This window comes from Pseudomonas sp. MEJ108 (genome assembly GCF_030208985.1).
In the GTDB taxonomy this organism is placed as follows: domain Bacteria; phylum Pseudomonadota; class Gammaproteobacteria; order Pseudomonadales; family Pseudomonadaceae; genus Aquipseudomonas; species Aquipseudomonas fragariae.
In genome coordinates this window covers 36,297-55,528 of sequence record NZ_JARVSW010000005.1, presented here as the reverse complement: position 1 = coordinate 55,528, position 19,232 = coordinate 36,297, and the positions used below count along the sequence as shown (strand labels likewise).

Annotated in this window: 9 protein-coding genes and 2 pseudogenes; 4 read left to right on the top strand and 7 right to left on the bottom strand. The window is 53.5% G+C overall.

What is annotated here, in order from left to right; genetic code table 11:
- Position 1 precedes the first annotated feature (1 nt).
- The 5 genes from QRN50_RS03180 to QRN50_RS03160 form a co-directional block, all read right to left on the bottom strand.
- Positions 2 to 9,697 (bottom strand): SDR family NAD(P)-dependent oxidoreductase, encoded by a 9,696-nt coding sequence (locus tag QRN50_RS03180; RefSeq protein ID WP_096127255.1) that lies wholly within the window; start codon positions 9,695 to 9,697, stop codon positions 2 to 4.
- 20 nt (positions 9,698 to 9,717) lie between these two features.
- Positions 9,718 to 11,733 (bottom strand): asparagine synthase (glutamine-hydrolyzing), encoded by a 2,016-nt coding sequence (gene asnB / locus QRN50_RS03175; protein ID WP_239986848.1) that lies wholly within the window; start codon positions 11,731 to 11,733, stop codon positions 9,718 to 9,720.
- A 197-nt stretch (positions 11,734 to 11,930) separates the two neighbouring features.
- Positions 11,931 to 12,176 (bottom strand): acyl carrier protein, encoded by a 246-nt coding sequence (locus QRN50_RS03170; protein ID WP_003399878.1) that lies wholly within the window; start codon positions 12,174 to 12,176, stop codon positions 11,931 to 11,933.
- A gap of 74 nt (positions 12,177 to 12,250) precedes the next feature.
- On the bottom strand, positions 12,251 to 13,225 hold the full coding sequence (locus tag QRN50_RS03165; RefSeq protein ID WP_275086853.1) for a TauD/TfdA dioxygenase family protein: 975 nt from the start codon (positions 13,223 to 13,225) through the stop codon (positions 12,251 to 12,253).
- A 273-nt stretch (positions 13,226 to 13,498) separates the two neighbouring features.
- Complete coding sequence (locus tag QRN50_RS03160) at positions 13,499 to 13,675, bottom strand: hypothetical protein (RefSeq protein ID WP_158227021.1); 177 nt, start codon at positions 13,673 to 13,675, stop codon at positions 13,499 to 13,501.
- A 28-nt stretch (positions 13,676 to 13,703) separates the two neighbouring features.
- On the opposite strand from QRN50_RS03160, the gene QRN50_RS25690 reads away from it, so the two are divergent.
- The 4 genes and pseudogenes from QRN50_RS25690 (at position 13,704) to tnpA (ending at position 16,236) form a co-directional block, all read left to right on the top strand.
- Positions 13,704 to 14,012, top strand: a complete 309-nt coding sequence (locus QRN50_RS25690; protein WP_225649713.1) for a restriction endonuclease — start codon at positions 13,704 to 13,706, stop codon at positions 14,010 to 14,012.
- A 298-nt stretch (positions 14,013 to 14,310) separates the two neighbouring features.
- Positions 14,311 to 14,607 (top strand): annotated as a pseudogene (locus tag QRN50_RS03150) (integrase core domain-containing protein); the annotation flags it as partial.
- A 54-nt stretch (positions 14,608 to 14,661) separates the two neighbouring features.
- On the top strand, positions 14,662 to 15,648 hold the full coding sequence (locus QRN50_RS03145; protein ID WP_024640791.1) for a LysR family transcriptional regulator: 987 nt from the start codon (positions 14,662 to 14,664) through the stop codon (positions 15,646 to 15,648).
- A gap of 312 nt (positions 15,649 to 15,960) precedes the next feature.
- On the top strand, positions 15,961 to 16,236 hold the full coding sequence (gene tnpA, locus QRN50_RS03140; protein ID WP_096103843.1) for an IS66-like element accessory protein TnpA: 276 nt from the start codon (positions 15,961 to 15,963) through the stop codon (positions 16,234 to 16,236).
- Here tnpA and QRN50_RS03135 read toward each other — a convergent pair.
- Both QRN50_RS03135 and hrpB read right to left on the bottom strand, forming a co-directional pair.
- Positions 16,157 to 16,531 (bottom strand): annotated as a pseudogene (locus QRN50_RS03135) (SIR2 family NAD-dependent protein deacylase); the annotation flags it as partial. The gene tnpA and the pseudogene QRN50_RS03135 overlap by 80 nt on opposite strands.
- Before the next feature lie 40 nt (positions 16,532 to 16,571).
- The gene (gene hrpB / locus QRN50_RS03130) at positions 16,572 to 19,106 is read right to left on the bottom strand and encodes an ATP-dependent helicase HrpB (RefSeq protein WP_096127254.1); all 2,535 of its coding nucleotides are present in this window, start codon (positions 19,104 to 19,106) and stop codon (positions 16,572 to 16,574) included.
- Positions 19,107 to 19,232 lie beyond the last annotated feature (126 nt).

Sequence of the window (19,232 nt, the reverse complement as noted above, 5' to 3'; positions counted from 1 at the left end):
CTTAATCCTTTCTCAATAGCTGCAGGACCGTCTCGGTATCCAGATCGTCCAAAAGCACTCTATCCAATAAATCTTCATAAAATGAGTGCGCTACAAATTGCTCATTTGAAAAATTATCGACGTCATACCAGGTGGTCACTTGGTCTTTAGGCAGCCAATACCGCTGCTGTTCGAAAGGATAACCAGGCAACACAACCCGATTAGGCCGTGCGCCTCCGTAGAGCAAATTCCAGTTAAACTTAACGCCTTTAACAAACCGCTCCGCCACCATATTGGCATTGTCCAAAGTGAGCAGTTTTGGCAGTGCCTCGTTGGACATTTTCTCGGTTTTCGAGCCCTTGATATGCCCGGTAAAGATGGACACGTGGTTTAACTCATTGGCCCCGGTCGAGAAGTCTGCATCGGACAGTGCGGCCTCACTTTCAATAAACCGCGTGAGTTTGCTCAGGCCATCCGCGCTATCCATGGCCACAATCGACAAACGGTAAGACAGCTCGGCACGCCCAACCTGGAGGGTGTAAGCCACCTCCTCAATCTGCTCGGGATGACTGGACAGGTGCTGGCGTAAATTGATCGCTTGCGAGACCAGCCCACGGCGAGTTTTCGCCGACAGCACCAGAACCACCTCGTGCCCGGAAAACGCCCGGTGCGCACGAGCAGTCGTCCGATTGCTTTCATAACGGCGCAGAACGACGCTGGCAATCGAGCCGCCAAATCCGAAACTGCTGACCGCCGCGAAAATCCCCTGATCACTGGCCTTCAAGCTGGACTGGCGTTCGTTGATCACGAAGCGGCTGTCATGCAGCTCGATATAGGGGTTCAACGGTGAGCAGTGAAGATTGGCGGGCACCGTCCGCTCGCTGAGTACTTTCACCGCTTTGATCAGGCCGGCCACGCCTGCGGCTGACTCCAGATGCCCGATATTGCTTTTCAGCGCGCCGAGATAAATCGGCAAACCATGCGTTTCCGTCACCGCCTGTTTCAGCGCATTGACCTCTACAGGATCGCCAAGCTCGGTGCCAGTACCATGAGCCTCAACATATTGCAGTTGGCTCAAGTCGATCTTTTTAAGGGTTGTACGCAACAGCTCAGCCTGGCTCTTGGCATTCGGCGCCGTCAGCGACTTGGCCCGGCCGCCATGCTGATGCGCGCTGCTTTCAATCACGGCCAGGATGTTGTCGCCGTCTTTCTGTGCCAGCGAAAGCGGCTTCAGGATGACCACGCCCACACCCTCCCCTCGAACATAACCATTGGCATTGCGCGAGAAGGTGTTGCAACGCCCATCCAGGCTCAACATGCCTGCATGGTCAGGCTCGGCGAAGCCCTGGATGTCGAGTAACAGATTGACCCCACCGGCGATGGCAAAGGACGCCGAGCCGGAACGCAGGCTTTCACAGGCATTATGGATAGCGACCAGTGAACTGGAACACGCGGTGTCAATCGACTCACTCGGGCCGTGGATGTCCAGGAAGAACGACACACGGTTCGCCAGCATGGCGTGAGAGTTGCCCGTGGCGATGTAACCGTCCAGCTCCTGGTCTTTTTGCAGCAATGCCCGGTAGTCATTGTTGCTGACCCCGATAAATACCCCGGTGTCCGAAGGCAACTGGCTGGGGTCATAAGCGGCGTTTTCAACGGCGTGCCAGACCACCTCCAGGACTTGGCGTTGCTGTGGGTCCATGAACTCCGCTTCAACCCGCGAAATATTGAAAAACGCCGCATCAAACCCGTCTACCTTATCCAGGTAGCCACCCTGTTTGACGCAAGCCACACCGGCGAACGCCGCTTGGGTGTCCTGGTTGTAACGCTGGTAGGGGAAGTCTTGAATGCTGTCTTGGTTATTGAGCAGGTTCGACCACAACGCTTCAACCGACGCGGCCCCCGGGAATCGTCCGGCCATACCAATGACCGCGATGGATTCATGAGGGTCCGGCAGACGGTGATTCCGCTCGGCCTCTGGTTTCTCGACGCGAGAAACCGGCGTTGCAGCCTGGTTCACTGCAGAGGCGCTGTTCTGTGGCGCCTCTTCACTGGTGCCGCTGACGCCTTGATCCTTGAGGTAAAAACACAAGGCCTCAATATTTTCGCAGTCAAAGAAAACGGCCGGGGTGATTCTGGCGCCCAGCGTCTCGTTAACTTCTTTGCTCAACTGGGTTAAGCCGATGGAGTCAAAGCCGAACTCGTAGAAGCTGGTTCTTGCGTCCACTTCGGATTCATCAAACTTCAAAAGCTTAGCGACGATGGCAGACACGGCTTTGCCGAGACCGTCGGACTCCGTGCCAGCGGCGGCGACTGGTCGTGGAGACTCGGCAGTCTCGTGGCGGAAAACGGGTTGGCTGCGGAAGCTGGCCGTCTCAATGGTCTTGGCGGCACGCGGTTCAATGGCTTGGCTATTGGCGATATACACATCGTCCAAGAGGGACAACAAAGTGCCATTCTTATCAGCCAACGCAATCGTTCCGCGCAACGCTTGCCCCGACGATTCGAGGGAGAACAGCAGGCTGCTGACCTTCGACACAGACGCTAAATCCAGCTGGACATTGCAGGCGCAAAGCGCGTAGTTGCTCCAATGGTCCAGTCCTTGGCGCAAGGCGATGTAGAGGACGGCTTGTTGCAACGCCGAACCGAGTTCGGATAAAAACGTCGTGTTGCGGGCAAAGTGATTGTGTCGATAATCAGTATCTTTCAAGTGCACGCGATAGCGCTGTTCACCGATCAACTGCAGCTCGCTGATAGCATTGACGTAATCGCCAAAAACGATTTTGTGCTCTTCCAGCGCTTTGCTGACCTGTGCACCGGAAAGGCTTTCCCGAACGGTCGCATTCGCAAACGCGGGAAAAGGCTGCTGGAGAACCCTGCGTCCATCGCCAGCTTGCACGGCAAATTCGACCCGTGCACACAGTTGATGCGGCGTCGACGCATCCGCTGTGGAAGAGATGTAAACGTCAGAAAATTGCCCCGTTTGATCATTCAATGCCACCGCATAACACAGCTGCGAAGGCACAACAGGGATAGGCGCCAGCAACTCCCAACGCACAGAGGTGTAGCCGCTTTGCGGATCAGCCTGCTTCATCACTGCAATCGCCGCATCGAGCAGGCTGAACGTGATTAACTGCGGCTGTTTCTTGACCCGGTAAAGGTAGTCGAGGATTTCAATCTCGATCAAATCAGCGGAGTAACGGATGCCGCTCAGGTCGGAGGTGTTGTCACGGACCAGCGGGTGATATTTGTTGCGGTTGCCCAGAGGATCAATAACGCTTGGGGCGTCTTCCAGAACCTCAAACCAGCAGCGTTTCTTCTCGAACTGATAAGCCGGAATGCGTACTTTAATCATCGCACCCAAGGCCGCTTGGTCATTCAAGCCATGCAAGGCAAACCAGTCCACGGTCGAGCCATTGGTCCAGTACTCGGCCAATGTCTCAAGCTCAGCGCTCTCGATAGCCTGACTCAGTTCCCTCCTGGAGAACTCCTTGGTCGCACCCGACGCACTGTCCACGAAGCGCACGGAACGGTTGCTGGAAAGACCACTCAGCCAGCTATCAATCGACCCAATGACCTCATTGACGCTGTCTGCGCAGAATGCCAGGCGGCATTTCATCTGGTTCTTGGCCACTTGCAGGGTGTAGGCCAGCGAGACGGGCGATACATCACGGTGGTCTTTCAGGTAGCTTGAAAAACCCTGCAGGTTCCTGACCAGCGAATCACGATTGGTCGCCGAAAATACAAACAGCTGTTGCTGGGTCTGGCGCGGGCTGCGGCTGGTCGTCCGAGGGTCGACATACTCCTCCAAAATCATGTGCGAGTTCATCCCTCCAGCACCGATGGAGGTGATCGATGCTCGACGCGGTAAGACCAGGTTGCTTTCGGAACGAGGAGCTGGCCACGATTGCAGTTCTTTATGCACATAAAACGGTGAGTCTTCGAAACGAATATTGCTGTTGAGCGTATCCGCACCCAGCGACGGCACGATCTGCTGGTGCTTGAACTGCAGTAAGATCTTCGAGATGCCGGCGATACCAGCGGCCGCGAGAAGGTGGGCAACGTTCGACTTGATCGAGCCAATCGGACAGAACTGCTTCTTATCGGTGTATTTTCGGAAGGCCTGGGTAGCGCCTTTTATTTCGACCGGGTCGCCCAGTTCAGTACCCGAACCATGGCCTTCGAAGTAACCAATGGTTTGCGGGTCAATTTGCGCATCTTCAATCGCTTTTTCTATCGCCAGAGCCTGCATATGCGGCTGCGGAACGGTGAAACCATTGCGTACGCCAGCATTTGACAGGGCCGTTCCCTTGATAATGCCCCAGATGTTGTCGCCATCACGCTTGGCATCTGCCAGGGTTTTCAGGACCACGGCACCCACGCCTTCGCCCAAAATAGTGCCATCGGCGCCAATCCCATAGCTTCTGATGACATCTGAGGTTTTGGTGGTGAAATGTTCCTGGGAACTGGAGATCAGGTTGTAAGGGTGCAGGAGCAAGTTCATGCCCCCCGCCACGACTATTTTCGACTCACCAGACCGCAGCATTTGCACAGCCACATGAATGCAGGTCGATGTCGCCGAGCACATGGTGTCGACAAACAAGGACGGGCCGGTGAACCCATAAAAATACGACAGCATGTTCGGGATCGTGCCGGTGTAGCTGCCGCTGGCAGAACCGCCCCGCGTGAGGTTGTTTTGGAAACCATACAAGTTGTAGTGGTTGCTCATGGTGCCCGCGACAACACCCACGTCGCCTTTATACAGCTGTTGCAACGACTCTTTTGAATAGCCCGAATCTTCCAAGGCCTCGACGCCCACTTCGAGGAACAGCCGGACTTCCGGTGACATCTTCTCGGCTTCGAGTTGAGAAATCTGAAAGTAACGCGGATCAAACTTGTCTATGTCGTCGAGGAAGCCACCGGTCTTGATCGTCGACTTACCCCACACATCGCGTTCTTTGTAGTAAATAGCGTCGTGCTTCCAGCGATCCGCCGGGATCTTCTCGAACGCATGCTGGCCACTTTTCAACAACTCCCAGAGTTCATCCATGTTTCTCGATTTAGGATAACGTCCGGACAGACCGATGATCGCAATATCATGCTGATCACGGTCATCGGCGGCGACCTGACTGGCGACAGGTACTGCTTCAATTTGCTTGTTGATCGACGGTGCCGGTGCGGCAGCCGCCTCTTCAGCGACCTGTTTGTCTTTAGAGGGTGTGTCTGTATGAGCTGCGACCTCGACGACAGGCGCTCTGCCCTCCAGGTACAGGCTCTTTAGTTTTTCGCTGTATTCATCCATCAGATAATCGGCCACTTCATTGATCGTGAAGTATTCGAAGAACAGCGTTTTTGATAACTGACCGAATTGCCCCTCGAGTTGACGGATCATTTCTACCGCCATAATCGAGTCAAAGCCGTACTCTTCGATTTTCTGATCGCCTCGGATCGTCTTGGCGTCGCGTTCAATGACGATAGCCAACTTGTCCTTCAGATAGTCCTGGGCATATTGAAACAGGGCCTCATTATCGACGTCATCACCGCTCTTCGAGGGATCAGGACTCTCCTGACTGCCCCCCTCAGGCACAACGCTGCGCTGGTTAAGGCCTGCGATGTAAGCGTGGATTTTCTCCTGGTTGCCGTACGTGACGAGGATCGGAAAATCATCGGTGGTGGTCAGCGCATAACGCAACGCGTGCATCGCTTCATGGGTGGGAAGCGGCTCCATGCCGGTTGTTTCATGCACCGATGCTAAGGTGCCGGCGTCCATTTTCATGCCACCTTCTTGCCAAAGCGGCCAATTAATGGCGATCGTCTGCCCGGTCCCCTCCCCCTCGCGCACCCGTTGATTGCGATCAATCGCGAAGGCATCCAAAAAGGCGTTGGCTGCGGCATAGTCACTTTGGCCAGCATTGCCAAACGTGCTTGCCACCGAAGAGAACAGCACGAACTTGCCTAATGGCAGACGCTTGATCGCCTGATCAATAGCCAGCGTCCCATCGAGCTTTGGCGACAGCACTGGCAGCGAATCCTTGACCTCTTTACGCAAGATGAAGTTATCGGCAATGTGGCCAGCGGCATGGAATATGACATCAACGCTGTGATGAGTATTCTTCAGTGCAGCGACAAAATTCTCGACCTCAACGACATCGGTAATATCGAGTGGCTGATAATCGACCTTGCCACCCCGTGCTTGTATTTCACTTTTCAAGGCAGAGAAAACAGCCTGCTGCTCGGCGGCGGTTTTGCGCCCGGTCAAGTAGAGCGTGCACCCCGGAAAATCCGCTGCGAGCTGCCTGGAAATCAGTTGACCAATACCACCCAGCCCGCCGGTTATCCAGAACACCGGCTGTTCATTAAGCACCGGAATTTTTCCCTGAACAGGCCTTACGGGTTGCGCTGTAATCCGTTCTATCCGACGCAGGCCTTGCGCATCATGACGTACGCTAAATGCTCCGTCGGCGATGAGAAACTCACGGGCGATGATCGATCCGGAATCGACCAGCGGTGAGTTTTCTATCGATACAAAGCGACCCTGGATCCGTGGGTTTTCATTGTGCGCGACCCGCAGCAGCGCAGTCAGGCTGGAGCGGATCACATCCGGCAGTGTCGAGGAGGCGCAGACCAAAAGGTGTTGAATAGTTTTAGGCTTGGTTTCCAGGAGTTTCTTAATGTATGAAAACACGTGGGAGTACGCTTCAATCGTCGGTGCGCTGCTCACTGCCTCAGGGGAAGACAGCGCCATCGACTGGAACGTGCAGGACGTTTGCGCAGACACCTGATTACGATAATTGGCGATCCAGCGATCATCCTGAATCGTACTGCCCACATAAAGGGCAAGCACGTGATTAGCACGATCTGCGGGCGCTGTGGAGCTTATTGGCGGCTGTTGATGGTCTGTACTGTCAACAACCCACTGTTTCGAAAAATAAAGATTCTGGCTACTCGGTTCATTCGAGCCACTGTTATTCTTGCTGGTCATTTGCTCACCCACGGGACTGCGCAATAAGCACATCGTAAAGTTTTTCGCCGACGCTACCTGTTCGCCTTGTTCGGTAAAAATATTCAGGTCAAAGGTCAACGAGGCTTTAGTGCCGGCAAATCGATTTTTCTCACTGATACGAGCCCAGACGGTCGTGGGGCAAATCTGATAGACCGATAAACTGTCGAGTGAAAAAGGAACATAGGGATAACGTGAGGCGTTATTGGACAACGCCGTCGCAATACCGGCCTGCAATACCGAGTCGAGAATTGCCGGGTGGGCAGAGAATGATTGTTGACTCCCAGCGATTGAAACCTTTACCCAGACTTCATCCACGCCGACATGGATTTGCTCGACACCCTGCAGCCTCGGGCCATGGTAAATACCTGTGCTCTGAAGGTATTGATAGCATTGATCGCGGTGAATTTTCTTGAATGGCGACATGTCCGGCAGGTCAATACGATCGGCTACCGTTGAACCCGGCTGATACTCGCCTTGCACATGAACACGAACTTTATCTTTAGCCTGCCCTTCGATATTTTTGGGATGGGTATAAAAACGAAAGCCTTTGCCTGGCTGCCCAGAGGCAGCGTTTGCATCAGCCTGCTTACTGTCGAAGTCGAGGTAAATCGACTTTCTGATATCGACGTCGTCGTCGGACAGTTCGATGGCAAATGGCGATAACCAAAATACGTTTGAGAAGTCGACATTGATCATTTTATCGGCACGGGGAATCGTCGATAAAATCATTTCCAGATAGTGCACACCCGGCAATATAGATTGGTTATTAACCGTGTGATCTTCCAGGAAGAAGGCTTTACTCGACAGCGTAAATTCGACTGTACCCGGCTGTTTTGGCTTGGCCACATCAGCGTTCTTTTTGGGGAACCAGTAAGCCGTGCGCTCAAATGAATAAAGCGGCAAGCGGACTTTCGCGGGGATCAGGCTAGCGTCGAGATAAAGGTCATTCCAATCGACGGCAACCCCAAAAACCCAGTACTGGGCCAGGCTGAGCATATCGTGATTGGACATCCAGTTTTCAGTCAGTGACGCTCGATTTTCTTCGGCGTAACTCCTAAGTTTCTTGCCTTCTCCGGCATCGTAAGAGTTACCTACAAATGTGTGCTCGGCAGCAGCGCGTGTATCTATAAAGCTCCGAATCGCCAGTTTCAGGTCGTCGATAGACTCAACCACAAAGCACACGCGTTCTGTGAGCGCGTCGCGCTGGCACTGTAATGCATGGGCAATGCCGGGCAGGTCAGAAGGGTTGTCCTCCAGAAACGCCAGCAGGCGCTGGGCATACGCCACCAACGACTCACTTGACTTGGCCGACACAGGGATCGCAAACACGGGATGGTTATCAGCGACTGCACGGGCTGACAACTGCGCGGTTTCAGGAATGAACTCCTGGATCACCGCATGGGCATTGCTGCCACCAAATCCAAATGAACTGATACCGGCGATGCGCCCTGTCGAGCCATCCGCAGGACTCGCCCAAGGCTGATGCTTGTCGACAATATAAAAAGGCGTATCTGTCAGTTCTATCTTGGGGTTGATGCTTTTAAAGTTCAGGTTTCCGGGCAGTTCTTTATTTTTTAACGCGGCTAAAATCTTGATAATCCCGGCAACACCCGCTGCACCTTCCAGGTGTCCAATATTTGTTTTAACCGAGCCAATACCGCAGTAGTTCTTCCTGGACTGCGGGTCATCGACAGCGTGGCTCGCCTGAGCGAAGGCTTTCTTAAGCCCGTGGATCTCGATAGGGTCACCCAACGGCGTGCCGGTGCCATGGGTTTCGATATAGCTAACATCGCGAACATCAATATGACTGCGTCGATAAAGCTCTGCGATCAGGTCCGCTTGCGCCTGAGGGTTGGTCACGGTCAGTGAGCCGGTTTTACCCCCATGGTTGTTGGCAATACCTCGCACCACGGCGTAGATGTTGTCCCCGTCCTCAATGGCCTTGTCCAACGCTTTGAGCAGCAAAAGCCCGCCGCCCTCACCGCGTACATAACCATTGGCGCGGTCATCGAAGGTATAGCTCTTGCCATCTTTAGAGAGCATTCCATTTTTGGTAAAGGCGATAAAATGCTGCGGACTCCAGATTAAATTCACCCCCCCGGCCAAGGCCAGCTCACACTCGCCGGACTTGATGGCATTGACCGCTAACGCCAACGACACCAGCGAGCTTGAACAGGCGGTATCAATGCTGATACTGGGGCCTTTGAGGTCAAAGTAATAAGAGATCCGGTTGGATAAAATCGAGTACGCCGTTCCCGTCGGAAAGTAAGGATCAATCGGCGTGTGATTCAGCGCCAACAGCTCAGCGTAATCCCAGTGACACACCCCCATAAAAACGCCGGTGTTCGTCCCCTTCACGCTGGATGGGCATATCCCTGCGTCTTCAAAGGCATGCCAGGCCATTTCCATGGCAATACGTTGCTGGGGGTCCATGAACTTGCTTTCACGGGGCGAAATCCCGAAGAAATTGGCATCGAAGCACTCGATATCGTCGACGAACCCGCCCCAAATACTCGATGTTTTATCGCCGCCGGTTTTAGGATCACCGTAAAGCTCAGCCTTCGACCAACGCTTTTCATTCACCTCACTAATCAGGGACTTTCCAGCTTTAAGCTTGCCCCAGAAGGCATCAATAGAGTCTGCTTCAGGCAGGCGAAGGCCAACCCCGACAATAGCGACCTGGGTGCTATCTAGGTCAGTTTTTGTGCTTGACATAAACGTTGTCCCTTAGGTTTCTAGTGCCTTGCGTCTACGGCTTGCACCAACAACTTATCCACCCGGCAAGGATTGATATAAGCCGCGCCCTGACGTTTGACAAACCATTTATCCAGCTCGATCAAGGACATCAGATAGACAAACGCCTGGTTGTCTCTGACTGTTATGTCTTCACCGCCGGCAAGGGTTCGTTCGACCACTTTTTTGATCAGTGCTCTTGCAAACACAGGATTAATCAGCTCGATGGCGTCCAGCGCATTTGACTCGCAAAGATGATTGAGATAATCGAGGGCGTGTTCGACAAACGGCCCGCTGTCCGGCGCACGATACGGTGTTTTGGCTTTATGAATGATACGATCCGGCAGAATTCCATCGTAGGCCATGCGCAGCATGTACTTTTCAGTAAAGCCATCGTCAAAACGCAAATTGATGGAGGAGGCGAGTTTCTGCACATTGATGTCGAGGAATGGACAGCGGTTTTCAATACCATGAGCAAGGCCCATACGCTCGCCCTGGCTACTGAGGAGATACCCGGAAAGCAAGGTATTGAACTCCAGCCACTGGGCTTTTTGCGTTGGGCTTAACGCGCTGTACACCGGGTCTTTCGCCACCCATGCCTGAATGCCAGCAAATGGATCATTCTTGGTTTTCAGCAACCGACTGGCAAAGCGCCCATTTTGAAAACGTATTTCGTGGGAGAACAACCCAGGGATTTTTTCTTTCGCATAAGCGTTATAGAAACCCATCAAGTTCGAGTCATTGTCTTCACTGAAGCTTTTCATGTAAGGATACAACTTGGCCAGCAAGCGTTTCTTCTCATCGTGATCAGTGGTGTCCCACTGGGAGCGCAACAGAGTCTCTTTAAAGATGTTGTAGCCCAGAAATACTTCATCCGCTCCCTCTCCGCTCAGAATCGCTTTGATACCGGTCGAGCGAACATGCTTGGACAACATGTACATCGGCACGGGCGCGGTACGAAACAACGGCATTTCAGCATGGAAAACCGTCGCCGAGAAATTATCAACAATGTCTTTATGGTTAATAATCAACCGTTCATGCTTGGTCGAGAACAACGCAGAGACGAGTTGTTGATCACTCGACTCATCCAGGTTCTTATCTTCAAACTCCACAGAAAACGTGCGCAGCGGCTTTTGCTTGATGATCCTTGCCGCAATACTGGTCAAAACGGAGGAGTCAACACCACCACTGAGGTACAGCCCCATAGGCACGTCACTGCGCAGTCTGAGCTTGACCGCCTGCTCGAGGGTGTTGCGGATTTCTTCCTTGGCTTCATTTTCAGTGCCATCAAAATCCACAGCGCGAAAATCCAGGGCGTAGTAGGGCCGGATCTCACACTGAGCCCCTCGCAAGGTCATGATGGACCCAGGTGGCAGCTGACGAATGCCCTGAAACGGGGTTTGCGATGGCAGGGGTGTCCAATGGGCGAGGATTGAGGACAAGGACATTTCGTCAAACTTGAACTCAAACCCTGGAAAGCCAAAAAAGCACTTCATCTCTGAAGCAAAAAGATAACCACCGTCGGTTTGCGTATAAAACAGCGGGCGCTTACCAAAGCGATCGCGCGCTATAAATACTTCATCTTTAACCGTGTCATAAATGGCGAAGGCGAAAGCGCCATTAAATTTTTCCAGGGCCTCATCACCCCACTCCATCCAGCTGCGCAACACCACCTCGGTGTCGGACTCAGTGGAAAAATTGTGTCCCAAGACCTGCAATCGACGCCTTAGCTCGATGTAGTTATACAGTTCACCGTTGTATGAAATCCAATACTGACCTGTGCCATCGCTGAGGGGTTGAATACCTGCCGCAAGGTCAATAATACTTAAACGCATGGTGCCGAGGCCCATGGAATTATTGACATAATACCCTGCCTGGTCGGGGCCTCGATGTTCAATCATTGAAAGCATATTTTTTATGACGGTGGTTTCATCGAGATTTTTATTTTTAACACCAAAGAAGCCAGTTATCCCACACATAAAAATAAACCCACCAAAGTTTAAGTTGGCACCCCACACAGAACTGTAGCGCCCTACCGCCTTAGCGAAGGTCGAAAGTCCCAATCACGGCTTGGAGTTTTTTTGCCAAGGCCAACGCGCACGCGCCACAAACACCGAATAATATTACGGAGAAAAGCATCGACAAACTTTAGCTGTCCTGCCTGACTGACAACAGTATCTGATGGACTGGTGGGCCTCTCAACCGCACCTCGGAACTACCGGGTGGCCGTTGCCCGCTTCTCGACAAACTCTACCATATTCTGGATAGAAACCAGCACATTGCCCATCATATCTTCCTGGGTGAACACAATACCAAACTCCTTCTTCAAGAAAGAAATAAGTTGAATATAACCTACCGAATCGATCAAGCCGAGTTTGATGAGATCATCTTGTTCTGTTATATCCTCGTCGAACTCAAATAAGAAATTTTGAGTCAGATAGGATTTGATTTTTTCTTTCATGTATTCACTCTTTCATAGCCATTGCACATTCCACCGCAACGGAGGGACTTTTAAACGCACCCTCAACGAATAGATCAAGCCGACCCGGCCGACTCCAATTCTGCGCGTTCAAAAGGATATGGATGCCAGTCTTCATTATCATGACTGGTCACTGCCAGGCTTTTATCCCGTTCGTAGTAACTGGTAAACTCCGGAATAATAGCTTGAGTCCGACGCATGATCCTGTTGTGGTTCGAGACCAGCGCACCACGCTTGTGCATGGTGCCATTGCAATTCCAGATCAGAAAATCGTCCTGCTTCCAAAAGTGCTCATAAACGTATTGATCTTTAATTTGATGATCAAACAGAAACTTTAAGAGCCTGTAGCTCTCTGACCTACTCAGCCCTTCAACACGCTCCATAGTGTTGTAGTTCAGATAAAGATATTTTTGCCGGGTGATCGGATTGGTTTTAACTAATGGTTGGTTGACCGGTTCAGTACGCTGAGGATCGACAAAGTAGTGAACCACTCGAAGATTATCAATACGCTTTTTCAGGCTGTCTTCCAAGTCATTATAGGCGGCAACGGTGTCGCAAAATAACGTTGCTCCGCCTTGTGCGGCAGCCAGCTCTGCATATAAGCAATTAATCGTTTCAACGTTTATGGCTTCCGAGTCACCAGTGTGCCAACACGAAGTTCCCTTACCCTTGGTATGATTGTCTTTCTCATCCCATATCGCATGCTCATCCTGAGTTTTGTCGCAAAAATCCGGGCCATTCACAAAATACAAAATCTCCCCATGATTAATTAGCGGCAGCCCATTAGGAATCACCTCGTCATCACCAAAAGTAGTTGTCTCTATCTGCGGCGCCCAAGAGTGTAACTTTAGGTTCGGATTGCCCAGCAGTCGCGTGACTGCGACTTGCTCTCTTCGTGTAAGATTTTGATTCCTGAATAACACAAACCCGCGATATGCCAAGCATTTTTTTATCGCTGCGATTGTGTCAAACGACAGATTTTTGTGTAGTTTTAAATTCTCGATTTCGACGCCAAAACTCTGAGCGGGTATGATATTTCAAAAGGAACACTTGATAATTTTAAACCCATGACAACCCCCCAGAATTTTAATCTACACTGATTGAGTTAACGCTTATAAATACCTTGAAGCTCGGGTCTGTAAGAATCACCTCACCGCCCTCCTATTCAGATTTCTTTCAGCATGGAGTCAAGAACATCGCCTTGGCCGAACCCAGGGTTTTCGACTGGCTTAACGCTTCAGCAAAAACTATCACTGAATGAAAACACCAAAAAATTATATAAATTCATCCTTGATGTATTTTATTCATTCCGCTTGATCTATTCCTTGATGGCTTCTTGCTCGCCGTTTGCGGGCCACACATAGATAGCCAATCAATGTCACTTCATTCAGCTCTTTAATCAGTCCTCTATCCCAGCCATCAATCGTATTCCCCATAGGAAAATCGGCGCCCTTATTGGCACTGTCGGTGGTGCCACCCAAGGGGTCACCTGGGCAATAGCCTTCTAAGGTGACGTCCTGCTCAGAAACCACGATCACCCCACCATCACCCAGTTATCTTGCCGCTGATAGCCTGGAGACGGAGCTTGGACCTCACCCATGCGCCCAGTGTTGGTCGCAGCGGAGAACGGTGCATCGCCCTGAAATAGACAAATTCATCTGCACACTGACCCGCCAGCGAGCACGCAAGGGTGTGTTCATTACCACTTCGGATTTTTACATGGGCGCGAGAGACGGCACTCGACCTGGATATCAAGGCTGTATTAATCGATGGTGTCGAGCTCGCCCGGCTTATGGCCCGGGCACAACCTGGGCGTGAGCGTTAAGCAGAGAGACGAAATAAAGCAACTCAAAAGCGATTATTTTACTCAGGAGTGACGCGCGGGCTAAAAAGCTAACCACAAGCCGGCTTTTTATTTGTCCGAAGTAATCGTAACGCGTTCGAGAATCCTGCCGGTAGCCTAGCTATTCCGGGGTTTCAGGCATTTCCCTGTCCGATGGTGTTCAATACCATTCGACCTCATCCGACGATGAAGTGGAGGGACAGGTGGGGGGACAAAAGGGTCGACAAGGGAAACCCGCGGCTAAGATAGACCGAGTACCAGAGCGTGAAGTTGCTCGGCATCCAACCGGTAACCACCCCAGTTCGCAGCCCGCAGAACAACGGCATGGCCAAGAGCTTCATGAAGACGATCAAGGGTGGCTGCGTGGCGTAAGCGTCCAAGCCAGATCGAGAAATTGGCTCTGTATAACCTGGCAATGCCTTCGAATACTACAATGAACAGCATCCGCACAGCGCCTTGAACTATCGCTCACCGAGAAAGCTCAGGCGCTTGGAGCCGTATCAATTTGGCAGGGATTGGTGTACGGCTTTACGGGGACAAGTCCACGGCAAGATTGACATACCAAAATAACCGGATAAACACTATAGCCCATGTAGTCGCCCAAACAATGGAGTGCTGGCTAATATGTTTTCAAAAATCCCCTTAACGTCTCTACGATCGTTCGAGTCAGCGGCTCGACTAAGCAGCTTCAAAGCGGCTGCCATTGAACTTTTTGTTACTCCTTCAGCGATTTCACATCAAGTAAAATCACTAGAACACTGGCTCGGCTTATTGCTTTTTGAGCGAGTAGCCAAGGGAGTCACCCTAACGACTGAAGGGCTTGATTTATACAAGAATATCCATCAGCATTTTTCAAGCATAAACCAAAGTCTTAGTCAACTACGCTCACAGACCGACGAGAACGCAATCACCGTCACAACCACCCATGCATTTGCCTCATTGTGGCTCATTCCCAGATTAGGAGATTTCTACCGCCGCCATCCAACGATGCAAGTCAACATCATCACCAGCAAAACACAGGCAGACCTGCACAGAGATGCCAGTATCGACGTGGCTATTAGCAGCGTTTTCAAAGAGGTCCCTGATACCTATCAGCTACATCTAATGGACGAAAGCTTTCTGGCCTATATGCCCTGCAGGACGCCCTTATCTGGAGACACAAGGTCCCCACTCATCAACGTTCGTTGGGAGGCTGATGGCCATAACCCATTCGACTGGACGACTTGGTGCCAAGCGGCGGGACACGACGATTGGCTGGCCAACGCCACGTTCAGGGAGTACGACGATGAACATCATGCTTTGCAAGCTGCAACTTCTGGCTATGGGATGGTGCTCGCCAGCGACGTCTTAGCCGTCGACAGTGTCACCCGAGGCTTTTTAACGCCATACAAGCCCGAGGTTAAACTAACGGGGACCCATTATATCTCGGCCTGTGTACCTGGCAGAGAACGAAATCCGCCCGTCAGGTACTTCCTTGACTGGCTCAGTAAAGAAGCCTCTAAACATCTTGTACTGCAACGCCTCCTCACAGAGTCCATAGACTTTAGCGCACACAAAAATCCATTGAGGAACGACCGGAATCAAAGCATGCTCAAGCTCCAGATATACTAACAATGAGACTGGGAGTTCGATGCTCTGCCCCCCCATCGATGGCAATGGAGACCACGTAGATAGGCATAAATCGCCATTTGCCATCAGGCAGTGACAAGTCACTGAGCTACAGTTGCGACACCGCAAACCATTCAACATCACCTGTACACTAAAACCGCGCAGCCGTACACACACGTTTCTCCAATCGTCGCACACATCAATATCCATCCGTATGCGTCCGACCAAGTCATCTACCCAGCCCCACAAAGCCAGGGCATGGTGTGCACTTAAATTTAAGTGGACACCCGTTCTAGCTTTTTAAGCGGGTATTTCATGCAGCCAACACGCCGCTCCTATTCCAAGCCCTTCAAAGCCCAGGTCATTCAGGAATGTGCCCAACCCGGCGCTTCGATTGCCAGCGTCGCACTCAGCCATAGTCTCAACGCAAACCTCGTCCACAAATGGATTCGGCTGCAAGCGCAGAAAAGCCCGGCGCTCCCACCTGCATTTATTCCGTTAGCCATGCCGCCGGCCGGTGCAAACTCCCATGGAGATGCAGTACATCCACAGATCCCGCTCGTTCATGCAAGTCATCAATGTTTTGAGTGATAACGGAGACGTTATACCCTGATTTGGCCAGTCGGCTCACCGCGAGGTGTGCATCATTGGGAGCTGCTTTAGAGACCTGTTGGCGCCGCCACAGGTACCATCCCCATACCAACGGAGGATTTTCACGAAAGGCCTTGGCTGTTTCCATATTGCGCGGATCGTATGAAGCCCAAGTACCGGTCAATGGATCGTTGTACGTGGGGATGCCACTTTCAGCTGAGATTCCCGCACCCGTGAAAATGACGATCTCGGGGGCTTGGGACAGGGCCTTCGCGGCGCTTCCAAATTCAGGCACAGAACATCCAGTCCATAAGGTTTAACCAGTATTTTGCCCTCTAAGTCCCCCTCGGCTTCACCCGCGCCGTAGCCTCCGCCACCAATGGATCATCCGGCCAATAATGCTTCGGATAGCGCCCCTTCAAGTCCTTCTTCACCTCAATGTAGGTCGACCGCCAGAAGTTAGCCAGATCCTGCGTCACCTGTACCGGGCGGCGTGCCGGGGACAGCAAGTGCAGTTTCAGCACCTGCCGCCCATTGGCAATGCGCGGGGTATCGGACAGTCCAAACAATTCCTGTAACCGCACCGACAGAATCGGCGGATGTTCGCTGTAGTCGATACGAATATTCGAGCCAGAGGGCACTTGCAGAGTCTGGGGTGCCTGCGCCTCCAACTGTTGCGGTAATGGCCATGGCAGGAGGTTGCGCAGGATGGAGGACAGGTCGAGTTGGCTGAAATGGCTGAGCCGGGTGATTTTGCCCAGGTAGGGCATCAGCCAGTTTTCGAGTGTCGCCAGCAGTTGCGCATCACTCGGGTCAGGCCACTCGCTCGCTGAGTTTTTCTCGATATCCAGGCTGCGCAACAATGCAACACGCGCCTGCCACTGACGCAGTTCCGGCGTCCAGGGCAGCAGTTCCAGGCCTTTGCGACGCACCAGCGCCAGCAGCGCATGGGTGCGGGTTGCGTCGTCGAGGCCGGTCAGTGGTTCGCGACTGATGATCAATTCACCGACTTTGCGCTGTCGTTCGGCGCGGAATACACCTTCGCGTTCGTCCCAGTCGATCTGGTCCACGCTGATGACCTGCTCGGCCAACACCGAATCGAACAGTGCCGGATGGAACTCGGCGGCGAGGTAGATGCGTTCTTCGCGCTGGCCCTGACGACTGCCCAAGTCGGCGATGACCAGCCACGGCTGTTTCATCAGCGCGTCGGCCTCGGCGAACAGGGCTGCACGACCATTGGCCAGTCGGTATTCGGCTCCGCCCGCTCGGCGTTGCTGTGCGACGCGATCCGGATAGGCCAGCGCCAGCAAGGCGCCCAGCCAGCGTGAGTGGTCCGGATCGCTGACCGGGCTGTTCGCCGCGCCGCGCAGATACCCGCGATATTGCCGTGACAGTTGTCTGGCCCGTTGTACCCCGCCTTGTGCGCCGCGCGCCGCGCGTTCTGTGCCTGCCAGCAGAGTCAGGCGACTGTGCAAGTCAGCGCCAGCACCCCGCAAGATATCGCGCTCGCCCAGCAAGGCCGCAACGTCGCACGCCAGTTCGCCCAACCCTAGCGTATGGCCGCGCAACAGCAGATGGGCGATGCGCGGATGAGCAGGCAGCTCAGCCATCGCCTGACCGTGTGGCGTCAGGGCTGGCGGCTGACCCGGCTGATTGTTCAATGCCTCCAGACGCACCAGCAAATCCTGCGCCTGTGCATAAGCCGCGGCTGGCGGCACGTCGAGCCAGACCAGTTGCGCAGGCGTGACGCCCCAGCGGGCCAGTTGCAGCGCAAGCCCGGCGAGGTCCGCCTGAAGAATTTCTGCTGCCCCGTAGGCGGCCAGTTGATCGTGCTGCGCTTCAGACCACAGCCGGTAACACACGCCCGGCTCCAGCCGCCCTGCCCGCCCGGCACGCTGGGTGGCGCTGGCACGAGAGATGCGCTGAGTCTCCAGACGCGTCATGCCGCTGCCCGGATCGAAACGCGGCACCCGCGCCAACCCTGCATCGATCACCACACGCACGCCGTCGATGGTCAGGCTGGTTTCCGCAATATTGGTCGCCAGCACCACCTTGCGCGTGCCCTTGGGAGCCGGTTCGATAGCCGCGCGTTGCGCATTCAGATCAAGCTCGCCATGCAAAGGACACAGCAGAATGTCAGCACGCTCGCCCAGTGCTTCCGCCAGTTGCTGGTTGACCCGACGAATCTCGGCCTGCCCTGGCAGAAACACCAGCAGGCTGCCGGACTCGCTGCCCAGCGCATCCAGTACCGTCTGCACGACACGCGGCTCGACAAACTCACCGGGCTGAAAAGGACGCCCCCATTGCATGCTCACCGGAAACATCCGCCCATCGCTGCGCACCACTGGCGCATCGTCCAGCAGCGCCGCCAAGCGCTCGCCTTCCAGGGTGGCCGACATGAGCAGAATCTTCAGCGGTTGATCGTCCCGAAACAGCTCCCGGCCGTTGAGGCTCAGGGCCAGGGCCAGATCGGCATCCAGGCTGCGTTCGTGAAACTCATCGAAAATCAGCAGCCCCACGCCTTCCAGCGCCGGATCGTCCTGCAAACGCCGCGTGAGAATCCCCTCGGTGACCACTTCAATACGCGTCTTCGGGCCAACCCGGCTTTCCAGACGAATCCGATAGCCCACCGTCTCGCCGACCTTCTCGCCCAGCTCGCTGGCCAAGCGCTCCGCCGCCGCCCGTGCTGCAAGGCGACGCGGCTCCAGCATCAGAATGGTCTGCCCTGCCAGCCAAGTTTCCTCAAGTAGCGCGAGCGGCACGCGCGTAGTCTTGCCCGCACCGGGAGGGGCTTCGAGCACGGCTTCATGGCGTGTGGACAAGGCCTGGCGCAGGGCTGGCAGTACGGAATCTATGGGTAACGAGGTCATGGGGGCTCCCGGAGAGATGCGGGAGAGTATACCGGGGTGGGGTTGGGGAATCAGGAAGAGTATTGGCATAACGCTTTAGAAAGCCCTCTCTCTACTCACCCTTCTTAAAAATTTGACACCCCATAA

Coding starts and splice junctions, on each gene's coding strand:
- QRN50_RS03180 (WP_096127255.1), bottom strand. CDS start 9,697: ATGTCAAGCACAAAAACTGACCTAGATAGCACCCAGGTCGCTATTGTC.
- QRN50_RS03170 (WP_003399878.1), bottom strand. CDS start 12,176: ATGAAAGAAAAAATCAAATCCTATCTGACTCAAAATTTCTTATTTGAG.
- QRN50_RS03145 (WP_024640791.1), top strand. CDS start 14,662: ATGTTTTCAAAAATCCCCTTAACGTCTCTACGATCGTTCGAGTCAGCG.
- tnpA (WP_096103843.1), top strand. CDS start 15,961: ATGCAGCCAACACGCCGCTCCTATTCCAAGCCCTTCAAAGCCCAGGTC.
- hrpB (WP_096127254.1), bottom strand. CDS start 19,106: ATGACCTCGTTACCCATAGATTCCGTACTGCCAGCCCTGCGCCAGGCC.